Genomic DNA, 11,161 nt, shown 5'->3' on the forward strand with positions numbered 1-11,161 from the left:
GTGCCGGACGGAGGGGTTCTCCATCGGCGTCACCCCTGCGGGGCGGGCGGCGTCGGCACCACCTCGACGCCGGCGCCGTCGCGCAGCCGGCCCTGCCCGGCGATCACCACCGTCGCGCCCGGCGCCAGCCCCTCCACGATCTCGACCTCGCCGGCCCGGCGCTCGCCGAGCTTCACCGGCCTCTCGACCGCCTTGCCCGCATCCACCTGCCAGACGAGCCGCTCCTGCCCGCGCGGCACCACCGCCGCCTCCGGCACGAACACGGCGGTGCGCGGCACCTCGCCCTTCACCACGATCCGCGCGAACAGGCCGGGCCGCAGCACGCGGTCGGGATTGGCGAGGCGGCCGCGCACCCGGAGCGAACGGCCGTTCACATCCACCAGCGGGTCGATGGCGTAGACTTCGCCGGTGAAGAGGCGGTCCGGGAAGGCATCGACGGAAATTGCGACCTCCTGCCCGGCCGAGACCGCGCGCAGGGCGCTTTCCGGCACGCTGAAATCCACCTTCAGAACGTCGATCTTCTCCAGGTTCACCAGTTCCGTGCCGGGCGAGACATAGGCACCGACCGAGACGCCGCGCAGGCCCACCACGCCGTCGAACGGCGCTACGATGCTGTGCTTGGCGAGTTGCACCTCCTGCGTGTTCACCAGCGCGGACGCGGTGTTGCGCTCGGACATGGCCTCATCCAGCGCCCGCGCGGTGCCGGAACCGGTGCGCGACAGCCGCTCGGCCCGTTCGTAATTGGCGATGGCGAGTTCCAGGCGGGCCTTGATCTCGTTGCGCGAGGCCAGCACCAGCGCGTCGTCCAGCTTCACCAGCACCGCGCCGGCCTTTACCGCTTCGCCCTCGCGAAAGCCGATCTCGGCGATGCGGCCGGCAATCTCGGCGGCAACCTTCACCGATTCGTCGGATTGCAGCGTGCCGATGGAATGGATGTCGGTCGTCGTGGTCGCCTGCCGGGCGGGGGCGACCTCGACGGGCACAAGCGCGGATGCAGGCGCAACGGCCGGCGGCTCCGCCCGCGCCTGCCGGCGAAAGGGGGGAAACTCCGTGAACCATCCCGTCTGGTGCGCGACCGCGGCCCCCGCGACGAGGGCTCCGATCACCAGCACCGTTCCGAGCCGTCGTGCCATCCGGCGGATCCTGCTGTTCTCTGACATTACGCAACTGCAATATCAGACAGCAGAAGACGCCGCCGCCTCCAACTTAATTCTTCGTCATCGGGCCCGGCCTGTGAACGCAGCGGCAGGTCGAGGGCCCGACGCAACACTCCTGCGTCAGCCCGTCAGCCGTTGCGTATCATGACATGGCGGACCACCGTGTAGTCCTCCAGCGCATAGGCCGAGAGGTCCTTGCCGTAGCCGGACTGCTTGAGCCCGCCATGGGGCATCTCGCTGACCAGCATGAAGTGGCAGTTCACCCAGGTGCAGCCATAGTGCAGCCGCGCCGCCGTCGCGAGGCCGCGGCCGACATCCTTCGTCCACACCGAGGAGGCGAGGCCGTAGTCGCTGTCATTGGCCCAGGCGACCGCGTCCTCGACATCGGAGAAGCGGGTGACCGACACCACCGGCCCGAACACCTCCCGCCGCACGATCTCGTCCGATTGCAGCGCGCCGGCCACGACGGTCGGCTCGTAGAAGAAGCCCTTGCCGCCGGCGAGCCGGCCTCCGGTCGCGACCTCGATATGGTCCAGCTCGGTCGCCCGCTCGACGAAGGAGGCGACGCGGGCGCGTTGGCGTGCGGAGATCAGCGGGCCGATGTCGTTCGCCTCGTCCTCTACCTCGTTGTATTTCAGCGTCGAGACGGCGGAGGCGAGGTCGGCGACCAGCCGGTCATAGACCTTGTCAGCGGCGTAGATGCGGCACGCGGCGGTGCAGTCCTGGCCGGCATTGTAATAGCCGAAGGTCTTCACCCCCTCCACCACCTCGGCGATGTCGGCATCGTCGAACACGATGACCGGCGCCTTGCCGCCGAGTTCGAGATGGGTGCGCTTGACCGTGCGCGAGGCGGCGGCCAGCACCTTCTTGCCGGTGGCGATGTCGCCGGTCAGCGAGATCATCGCCACCTTGGGGTGGTTGATCAGTGCGTTGCCGACGCTCTCGCCGCGCCCGACCAAGACGTTCAACACGCCTTCGGGGAAGATTTCGGAGATGACCCGCGCCAGCTTCAGCATGGTGAGCGGGGTCTGCTCGGACGGCTTGATGACGACGGTGTTGCCGCCGGCCAGCGCGGGGGCAAGCTTCCACGCCGCCATCATCAGCGGGTAGTTCCACGGTGCGATGGAGGCGACCACGCCGATCGCGTCGCGCCGGATCATCGAGGTGTGGCCGGGCAGATATTCGCCAGCCACCATGCCATGCTGGGTGCGCACGGCGCCGGCGAAGAAGCGGAAGCAGTCCACCACGCCGGGAATCTCGTCGCGCAGCACCGCGTGGCGCGGCTTGCCGCAGTTCAGCGCCTCCAGCGTCGCGAAGCCTTCGGCCTCCTGCTCGATGCGGTCGGCGAGCTTCAAAAGCAGCGCCGAGCGCTCCGCGGGCGTGGTGCGCGACCAGGCGGTGAACGCTTTCTCCGCGGCGTTGACCGCGGCGTCGATCTGCTCGACCGAGGCCTCCGGCAGTTCGATGAGGGTTTCCTCGGTGCGCGGGTTCAGCACCGTCTCGACGGTTTCGGTACCGGAGACGAAGCCGGAACCGATGAGCATCTGCGCGTCGGCGATGGCGGGGTGCGACGAGATGGGAGTTACGGCGGGAGAGACGGCAGCCATGGGAAGGCGCTCCTATTTGCCCGAGCCGGCCACCGCCTCGCCCTCGCGCGTCAGATAGTAGGCGGCGAGAATCGGCAGGAAGGTCACGGCGATGACGAGGACGGCGACGACATTGGTGACCGGGCGCTGACGCGGCCGGATCAGCTCGGACAGCATCCAGATCGGCAGGGTGGATTGCTGCCCGGCGGTGAAGGTGGTGACGATGACCTCGTCGAAGGACAGTGCGAAGGCGAGCATCCCGCCCGCCAGCAGTGCGGTGCCGACATTGGGCAGCACCACCAGCCGGAAGGTCTGGAAGGCATCGGCGCCGAGATCCATCGACGCCTCGATGAGCGAGGGCGAGAGCCGGCGCAGCCGGGCCACCGCGTTGTTGTAGACGACGACGATGCAGAAGGTCGCGTGGCCGAGCACGATGGTCCAGAAGGAGAAGGGGATCTCCATCAGCCCGAAGGCCTGCCTGAGCGCGATGCCGGTGACGATGCCCGGCAGCGCGATGGGCAGCACGAAGAGCAGCGACACCGGCTCGCGCCCGAAGAACCGCGCCCGCGCCAGCGCCCCCGCCGCCAGCGTGCCGAGCACGAGGGCCACTGCGGTGGCAAGGCACGCCACCTTCAGCGACAGCCCCACCGCCTGCCAGATATCCGCCCGCTCCCACACCACGCCGAACCATTTAAGCGTGAAGCCGGGCGGTGGAAAGGCGTAGGAACGCTCCTCCGTGGTGAAGCAGTAGAGCAGGATGAAGACCAGCGGCACATGCAGGAAGGCCAGCCCGCCCAGCGCGGCGATCTTCAGCGGCAGCGAGGCGCGGGTCATTGGGAAACGCTCCCGCCAGAAGCGCGGTCATGGTCGGGCTTGGCCCGGCCGTCCTTGCCTTTGGCCCGGCACGGTGCAGGCAAGGCGTGGATGCCCGGCCTTCGCCGTGCATGACGGCAACCTTCCATCCCCTCACAGCGCATCGAACGCCCCCATCTTCTTCGCGAGGGTGAGGAACAGCGCCATCACGAGGATCGGCACCAGCGAGAAGGCCGCGGCAAGCGGGATGTTTCCGGCCGTGCCCTGCAGCGTGTAGACCGCCTGCCCCAGCACCAGCGCCGAGGTGCCGATGATCTGCGGCACGATGTAGTCGCCGAGCGTCAGGGAAAAGGTGAAGATCGCCCCCGCCACCACCCCGGGCATGGCGAGCGGCAGGATCACGCTGCGGAACACCGTGCCCGGCCCGGCCCCGAGATCGCCCGCAGCCTCGATGAGGCTCGCCGGCACCCGTTCCAGCGCCGCCTGCACCGGCAGGATCATGAAGGGCAGCCAGAGATAGGTGAAGGTCAGCACCATGCCGGTATAGCTGACCGAGAGCGAAGGCCCGCCCACCACCGGCAGAGCGAGCCACGCCTCCAGCGCGCCTCCAAGGCCGAGATGCTGCGCGAACCAGCCGATGGCGCCTTCCTTGGCCAGCAGCAGCTTCCAGCCATAGACCTTGACGAGGTAGCTCGACCACAGCGGCATCATCACCGCGAGATAGAAGCCGGCCTTCGCCTTGGGCCCGGCATAGCGCGCGGCGTAATAGGCAACCGGGAAGCCGATCAGCGCGCAGAGCCCCGTCACCACCGTGGCGATGGCGACGGTGCGCGTCAGAATGTCGAAATTGGCCGGGCTGAACAGCTCGACGAGGGTGGACAGCGTCGGCTCGTAGACGATGGTGCCGGAGAACTCGTCGATCGAGAAGATCGACTGCGCCAGGAACACGAACAGGCTGCCGAGATAGACGATGCCGAGCCACAGCAGCGGCGGCACCAGCAACAGCAGCAACAGGAGCCCGCGCCGGCGCACGATGAGGTCCGAAAGCCGGCGCGACAGGCCCTCGCGCGGGGCGGGAATATCGACAGCGAGGCTCATGAAGCCAGCCTCCGCGCCGATCTCGGTCCCTTTGCCGCCATCCCGGCCGAAGCGCAGGCGAGAGCCGGAATCCTCCGCGACAGGGCGCGCGCCCTTCGGCACGCGATCCCGGATCGCGCCTGCGGCCCGTCCGGGATGACGATGGAATGCAAGGAATGATGCTCGCTCATCACCCCTCCCCCTCCATCGGATGCAGCGCACCGAGCGGCACGGCGAGGCGCACCTTCGCGCCGGGGCCGACATCCACCGTCTGCGCGGCGGGCACGGCGGCGGCGATGACATGGCCGTTCGCGGTGCGGGTGGTGATGCGCCGCACAGGCCCCTGATAGGAGACGTCGATCACCTCCGCCTCCAGCGCCGCCACCCCGTCCGGCGCGACACCGTTCACCCCGATCAGCCCGATCTTCTCCGGCCGCAGGCTCGCCGCCCGGGCCGGCGCGCCGAGCGCCGCCGCTTCCTGCGCGGACAGAACATTGGCGGCACCGACGAAGCCGGCGACGAAGCGGGTCGCCGGACGCTCATAGACCTCCTCGGGCGGTCCGACCTGCACGATCCGGCCCTCATTGAACACCGCGACCCGGTCGGCCATGGACAGCGCCTCGCCCTGATCATGGGTCACGAAGACGAAGGTGAGGCCGAGCGCGCGCTGCAGGCCCTTGAGTTCCACCTGCATCTCCTCGCGCAGCTTCAGGTCGAGCGCGCCGAGCGGCTCGTCGAGCAGCAGCACCTTGGGCCGCAGCACCAGCGCCCGCGCCAGCGCGACACGCTGGCGCTGCCCGCCGGAAAGCTGGGCCGGCCTGCGCGTCTCCATCCCGCCGAGCTTGACGAGGCCGAGCGCCTCGCGGGCGAGCCTCTCCCGCTCCGCCCGGCCGACACCGCGCACGCGCAGCCCATAGGCGACGTTCTCGCCGACGCTGAGATGGGGAAACAGGGCGTAGTCCTGAAACACCGTGTTCACCGCCCGGCGATAGGGCGGCAAGCCCTCAACCGTCTCGCCGAAGATCTCGATATGCCCGGCATCGGGCTGCTCGAAGCCGGCAATCAGGCGCAGGCATGTGGTCTTGCCGGACCCGGACGGGCCGAGCATGGCGAAGAACTCGCCCGGCGCGACGGCGAGGTCCACGCCGTCCGCCGCCTTCACCGCCCCGAAATGCCGGACCACGCCGGCAAAGCGGACGGCGGGAACGGACGCGGATGCGGCGGGAGCGGCAATCATGGGCGGAACATCTTCGTTAAGACGGCAGGGAACGAGCGGCGGGGAACGAGTGGTGGGGCCATGCCTCGGCAGACGGAGCGCGCGGAGCGCGGCCGGTGCGGCGAAAGACAGGTATTCGTGGACGACGGCACGGGTCGGCCGAGGATCCGATGGCGCCGGCAAGACCGGCGAGACGCGCTCACGCTCGCCTCGGCCCGGATGCGCGGCGAACCGTAGGGTCCGCCGCACGCCCGGCGGGAGCGCCTAGCGCCCGCCGAGGACCGCGATGTAGTCCGACACCCAGCGGTAATAGGGCACGCAGCCGGCGGCCTGGCTCGGGCACTTGGCGACCGGGGTGCGCCAGAACCGGATCTTCTCGAAGTTCTCCGCGCCGTTGGTCTTGCAGCCTTCCGCGCCGAGCAGCTCATTGCCCTTGCAGGCGGCGGGCACGGTCGGCACCGAGCCGAACCACGAGGCGAGGTCGCCCTGCACCTTGGGGTCGAGCGAATGCTCCATCCACAGATAGGCGCAGTTCGGATGCTTGGCGTCGGCGTGCATCATGGTGGTGTCGGCCCAGCCGGTGGCGCCTTCCTCAGGGATCGTGGAGGCGATCGGCTTCTTCTGGCTCTGCAGCAGGTTGACCTGGAACGGCCAGGAGGAGGAGGCGACCACGCCTTCATTGGTGAAGTCGTCGACCTGCACCATGGCGTCGTGCCAGTAGCGCTGCACGATCTTGCGCTGGGCGCGCAGCAGGTCGAGCGCCGCCTTGTACTGGTCCTCGTTCAGCTCATAGGGGTCCTTGATGCCGAGCTCGGGCTTGTGCGCCATCAGATAGAGCGCGGCGTCGGCGATGTAGATCGGCCCGTCGAAGGCCTGCACGCGGCCCTTGTTGGACTTGCCGTCCGGCAGGTTCTGCTCCTCGAACACCACGCTCCAGCTCTTGGGCGCGCCGTCCTTGAAGGTCTCGGTGTTGTACATCAGCACGTTGGAGCCCCATTGGTAGGGCACGCCGTAATGCACGCCGTTCACCGTGTGCCAGGGAGCGTCCTGCAGACGGGGATCGATCTTGTCCCAGCTCTTGATGAGTTTCACATTGACCGGCGCCACCTTCTTGCCGGCGATCAGGCGCAGCGAGGCGTCGCCCGAGGCGGTGACGAGGTCGAAGCCGCCCTCGTTCATCAGCGCCACCATCTCGTCCGAGGTACCGGCGGTCTTCACATTGACCTTGCAGCCGGTCTGCTTCTCGAAGGCGGTGACCCAGTCATAGGCCTTGTCGGTCTCGCCGCGCTCGATATAGCCCGGCCACGCGACGATATCGACCTGGCCCTCGCCTTTGCCGATGGAGGTCTTCTCGGCGGCGAGCACGGGCTGCACGGCGAGCGAGAGAGCGGCGGTACAGGCGAGCAGATGCACGGCAGGGCGGACGGCGCGCATGGTGTTTCCCTCTGTTCTGGCCCGCTGGAGCGGAGCTTTGAGAGGGAGTGTGACGCTGCGGCGAAAGGCGCGCCACACCAAAGATCAGAAGGCACCCATCGGAAAAACCGATGAGTGTTCGCTGGGCAAAACGCTGTTGGCATTGCCTTCGACCGCAAAGGGGATGACCCTCCATTCTTCCTCGCCGGCGGGGCGGAGGACGTGTCCGCCTGGCGTCCATCGAAGCGCCCAGTCCTATCTTCGATGCGCCGGCCCTATCGCCCCCTTCCCGCCTGCCGCGTGGCCGCAACCGAGAGGAATCCGGTCGCCGCCGGCGAGAGCGGCGAGCCGCGCCGCCAGACGGTCGCGACCTCGATGGCCGGCACCTCCTCGATCAGCGTCCGCGCCTCGATCTTGTCGCCTTCCAGCGACCACGGGCGATAGGTGAGGTCCGGCAGCAACGCCACGCCCGCCCCGGTCGCCACCAGCGAGCGCACCGCCTCCACCGAGCGGGTGCGGAACGCGACCGGCGGGCGCAGCCCGAGCCGGCGCCAGACGATCTCCGACGCCTCCGCGATCTCGTCGATGGTCAGCAGCACATGCGGCTCGCCCGCCAGCTCGCGCATGCTCACCCGCTCGCCCTCCGCCGCCGGATGGCCGAGCGGCAGCCAGACCCGGTAGGGCGAGACCTCCATCGTCTCGACCTGCAGGGCGGAGGCGCGCCGACCCGGCGGCAGCACCATGACCGCGACATCCAGCTCGCCACCGACCAGCAGGTGCTCCAGATAGTCGGCTGCATCCTCCACCGCCTCCACCGCGACGCCCGGAAAGGCCCGGCGGTAGCGCGCGATGAGGTCGGAATAGACATAGCCCGCCACCAGCGGCGTCACCCCCAGCGCCAGCCGCCCGGTCAGCGCCGCGCTCTCCGCCCCGGCCAGCGCGCGGCGCGCATCGGCGACATCGGCGAGGATTTTGCGGGCGTGCCGCAGGAAATGATGGCCCTTGAGGGTGAGGTCGGCGCCGCGGGCGTGGCGGTCCAGCAGGCGGAAGCCGAGATCGGCCTCAAGCTCGCGCAGCGCCTCGGTCACCGTCGATTGCGAGATGGAAAGGGTCTGCGCCGCAGAGGACACCGAGCCGTTCTCGGCCACCGCGACGAAATAATGAAGCTGGCGAAGCGAGAAAGCCATCGGCAGATCCAGGAGATGAAGGAAATGTCGATGCTAGCACGATATCCCTCGCTCCGCCCGATCCGGCAGAGCACGATCCCGGATCAACCGTCCGGCTCTTCGGGACCACGAGCACCCGTGGCTGCAACGTCATGCCCGGCGTAGCCCTTGCACCCACCCCTTCCTCACCTCGTCGCTCCCGGGCCAAACGTGGATGGCCGTGACATCGCCGCCAGTCAAGGGCACTCGCCGGGTCCAGCGGCGTGCGATCCCGGATCGGCCCTGGCCCTCCGGGACGACGAATGCGCACAGCCCTACTTCGCCAGCAGACTCTTCAGCTCGAAGCTCTCATCCGCAGCCTCTTCCGGCGTCAGGCGGGGGGTGCCGGCGAGCAGGCGACGGCCGAGCATGTGGTCGGCGGGGCGGTTCACGCTCTCGATCGCGGTGAGGCGCCGCTCGTGGAAACGGAACACCGAGAAGCGCCGGCTGGCGGGATCGCCGCGCAATACCGCCGTATCGGCCGGCCCGGCAAGGCCGACCATCTGAAGTTTCAGATCCGCCTGGTCGCTCCAGAACCATGGCACTGCGGCATAGGGCGCCGGCCGGCCGGTAAGCCGGTGGGCGACGTTGCGGGCCTGGTCGGCGGCGTTCTGCACCGATTCCAGCCGCACCTCGGTCCCGGCATGGCGGCTGGGATAGTGCGCGACATCGCCGATGGCGGAGATGGCCGGATCGGAGGTCAGAAGCTCCTCGTCCACCACGACGCCGTTCTTCACCGCGAGCCCCGCCTCGGCGGCCAGCTCGGCATTGGGCACTACGCCGATGCCGACCACCACGAGATCGGTTGGGTGCCGCACGCCGTCGGTGGTCTCCACGGCCGCGACACGGCCGCCCTCGCCATGCAGCGCCACAACGCCGGCCCCGAGCACCAGATGCGTACCCATCGCCCGGTGCGCATCGGCGAAGAAGGCGGAAACGGGACGCGAGACGGCGCGCCCCATCGGGTGCAGGGTCGCCTCGATCACCGTCACCTCATGGCCGAGCGCCCGCGCAACGGCGGCGAATTCCAGCCCGATGAAGCCGGCGCCGACCACCACCACCCGCGCCGCCGCCGGCAGCCGCGCCTTCAGGGCATCGGCATCGGCGAGGGTGCGCAGATAGAGCACGCCGTCGAGATCGGCTCCCGCGACAGGCAGCGGGCGGTTGCGGGCGCCGGTGGCGAGCACGAGATGGTCGTAGGCCAGCACCTCGCCATCCGCGAGCCGCACCTGCCGCGCCGTGCGGTCAATGGAGGCGGCACGGGCGGTGACGATTTCGATGCGGTGATCGGCATAGAAGGCGGCGGGCCGCAGTTCCAGTTGCTCGACCCCCGCATCGCCCTTCAGATAGGCCTTGGAGAGCGGCGGGCGCTGATAGGGTAGCCCCGGCTCGTCCGAGACGATGCGCACCCGCCCCTCATAGCCCGCCTCGCGCAGCGAGGCCGCGACCTGGAAGCCGCCCTGCCCACCGCCGAGAATGACGACACCTTCCCCCGGCGCGCTCATGCCGCGTCTCTGAGGCCGAGAAGCCGGTCGCGCTCGTCATAGATCGTGCGTTGCAGAAGGCTCATGAAGTCCTCGTCCGGCAGGCCCGGCGGAATGGGCGGGAGATAGGAGACGGCAATGGTTCCCGAACGCACGGCGAAGCGGCGCGCCGGCCAGTGGAGCCCGGCATTCACCGCGACCGGGACCACCGGCACCTTCAGCGCCTTGTAGAGCAGCAGGACGCCGCGGTGGAACTCGGCCCGCGTGGCATCCACCGGCTGGCGGGTGCCCTCGGGAAAGATCAGCAGGCTGCGCCCGGCGGCCAAAGCCTCGCGCGATTCGCGGAACATCTTCTTCATCGAGGTCGCCCCGCCGGCACGGTCGATGTCGATCATCGGCGAGCACTTCAGGAACCAGCCGAAGACCGGGATGCGGTAGAGCTCCTCCTTGAGCACCACCGCGACGTCGGGCACCAGCACGGCGAAGGCGATGGTTTCCCAGGCGGACTGGTGGTTGCTGACATAGAGCGCCGGGGTCGCCGGCCGGTTGGCGGTGCCGATCTCGCGATGACCGACCCCGCCGAGCACCTTCAGCCCGTTCAGGATGCCGCCGGCCCAGAGCCGCGACACCCGTCGCACCGCCACAGGATCCTTCCGCCACGCCAGCCACGGCACGGTGACCGAAAGCGCCAGCGTCCAAAGGACGAGGAAGAGAACGAAGGCGGCGGAACGCAGCGTCTGCATCGGAACCCAGCAAGGCGAAAGCCGGAACGGCGCAGAGGGTCTAGCAGATCGGTTGCGGAGAAGGGAGAGGGAGCGCGGTGCCGAGGCGGTAGCGAGGCGACCGCGCGGCAGCACGCGCGCCGGCCACGTGCCTTGCGTTCCGTTGTGTTGCGTTGCGTTGCCTTGCCCCTCACCACCCGCCGTCGTCCCGGCCGGCGCAGCGCAGGGCCGGGATCGCATGGGCCTGCGGGAACCAGCGCCCCCGCTCGCCCGGCTCTCCAGACAGGGCCACCCGGTCCGTCCCGGCCCTGGCTCTCGGCTGCGGCTGCGGCCGGAGGACGGATGAGCCGGGATCGCATCGGGCTGCGGGCGCAGGTCTGCTGCCTTTCCACAGTCGGGCATTGATGGTCAAGGAATATATTCCTTGACATATGCCCCCCCTCGCGCCATCCTTCCCTCACTCGTCCCGCCTCAGAAGGTCACGCCGG

Annotated in this window: 9 protein-coding genes; all 9 read right to left on the reverse strand. The window is 69.2% G+C overall.

Features of this window, described 5'->3' with window-relative positions; translation table 11 throughout:
* Positions 1-29: 29 nt before the first annotated feature.
* The 9 genes from MWN34_RS06130 to MWN34_RS06170 all read right to left on the reverse strand — a co-directional run bounded on the left by MWN34_RS06130 (position 30) and on the right by MWN34_RS06170 (position 10,694).
* Positions 30-1,133, reverse strand: coding sequence for an efflux RND transporter periplasmic adaptor subunit (locus MWN34_RS06130; protein WP_247027584.1), 1,104 nt, complete (start codon positions 1,131-1,133; stop codon positions 30-32).
* Positions 1,134-1,285: 152 nt separating this feature from the next.
* Positions 1,286-2,764, reverse strand: coding sequence for a gamma-aminobutyraldehyde dehydrogenase (locus MWN34_RS06135; protein ID WP_247027586.1), 1,479 nt, complete (start codon positions 2,762-2,764; stop codon positions 1,286-1,288).
* Between the two features lie 12 nt (positions 2,765-2,776).
* Positions 2,777-3,577 carry an ABC transporter permease gene (locus MWN34_RS06140; RefSeq protein WP_247027588.1) on the reverse strand — a complete coding sequence of 267 codons (801 nt, stop codon included), beginning with the start codon at positions 3,575-3,577 and terminating at the stop codon, positions 2,777-2,779.
* Positions 3,578-3,709: 132 nt separating this feature from the next.
* Positions 3,710-4,654, reverse strand: coding sequence for an ABC transporter permease (locus tag MWN34_RS06145; protein WP_247027590.1), 945 nt, complete (start codon positions 4,652-4,654; stop codon positions 3,710-3,712).
* A gap of 169 nt (positions 4,655-4,823) precedes the next feature.
* Positions 4,824-5,870 (reverse strand): ABC transporter ATP-binding protein, encoded by a 1,047-nt coding sequence (locus tag MWN34_RS06150; RefSeq protein ID WP_247027592.1) that lies wholly within the window; start codon positions 5,868-5,870, stop codon positions 4,824-4,826.
* Between the two features lie 243 nt (positions 5,871-6,113).
* A complete protein-coding gene (locus MWN34_RS06155) occupies positions 6,114-7,283 on the reverse strand; it encodes an ABC transporter substrate-binding protein (RefSeq protein ID WP_247027594.1) in 1,170 nt (389 codons plus the stop codon).
* Between the two features lie 254 nt (positions 7,284-7,537).
* Positions 7,538-8,449 (reverse strand): LysR family transcriptional regulator, encoded by a 912-nt coding sequence (locus MWN34_RS06160; protein WP_247027596.1) that lies wholly within the window; start codon positions 8,447-8,449, stop codon positions 7,538-7,540.
* 293 nt (positions 8,450-8,742) lie between these two features.
* Positions 8,743-9,972: an NAD(P)/FAD-dependent oxidoreductase gene (locus tag MWN34_RS06165; RefSeq protein WP_247027598.1), complete on the reverse strand. Its 1,230-nt coding sequence runs from the start codon at positions 9,970-9,972 to the stop codon at positions 8,743-8,745.
* Positions 9,969-10,694 carry a lysophospholipid acyltransferase family protein gene (locus MWN34_RS06170; protein WP_247027600.1) on the reverse strand — a complete coding sequence of 242 codons (726 nt, stop codon included), beginning with the start codon at positions 10,692-10,694 and terminating at the stop codon, positions 9,969-9,971. Before MWN34_RS06170 ends, MWN34_RS06165 begins: the two co-directional genes overlap by 4 nt.
* Positions 10,695-11,161 lie beyond the last annotated feature (467 nt).

It is taken from the genome of Ancylobacter crimeensis (genome assembly GCF_023016805.1).
GTDB lineage: Bacteria > Pseudomonadota > Alphaproteobacteria > Rhizobiales > Xanthobacteraceae > Ancylobacter > Ancylobacter crimeensis.

Excerpts from the sequence above, each read along its gene's own strand:
- MWN34_RS06160 (WP_247027596.1), bottom strand. The coding sequence starts at position 8,449 with ATGGCTTTCTCGCTTCGCCAGCTTCATTATTTCGTCGCGGTGGCCGAG.
- MWN34_RS06145 (WP_247027590.1), bottom strand. The coding sequence starts at position 4,654 with ATGAGCCTCGCTGTCGATATTCCCGCCCCGCGCGAGGGCCTGTCGCGC.
- MWN34_RS06130 (WP_247027584.1), bottom strand. The coding sequence starts at position 1,133 with ATGGCACGACGGCTCGGAACGGTGCTGGTGATCGGAGCCCTCGTCGCG.
- MWN34_RS06170 (WP_247027600.1), bottom strand. The coding sequence starts at position 10,694 with ATGCAGACGCTGCGTTCCGCCGCCTTCGTTCTCTTCCTCGTCCTTTGG.
- MWN34_RS06155 (WP_247027594.1), bottom strand. The coding sequence starts at position 7,283 with ATGCGCGCCGTCCGCCCTGCCGTGCATCTGCTCGCCTGTACCGCCGCT.
- MWN34_RS06140 (WP_247027588.1), bottom strand. The coding sequence starts at position 3,577 with ATGACCCGCGCCTCGCTGCCGCTGAAGATCGCCGCGCTGGGCGGGCTG.
- MWN34_RS06135 (WP_247027586.1), bottom strand. The coding sequence starts at position 2,764 with ATGGCTGCCGTCTCTCCCGCCGTAACTCCCATCTCGTCGCACCCCGCC.
- MWN34_RS06150 (WP_247027592.1), bottom strand. The coding sequence starts at position 5,870 with ATGATTGCCGCTCCCGCCGCATCCGCGTCCGTTCCCGCCGTCCGCTTT.
- MWN34_RS06165 (WP_247027598.1), bottom strand. The coding sequence starts at position 9,972 with ATGAGCGCGCCGGGGGAAGGTGTCGTCATTCTCGGCGGTGGGCAGGGC.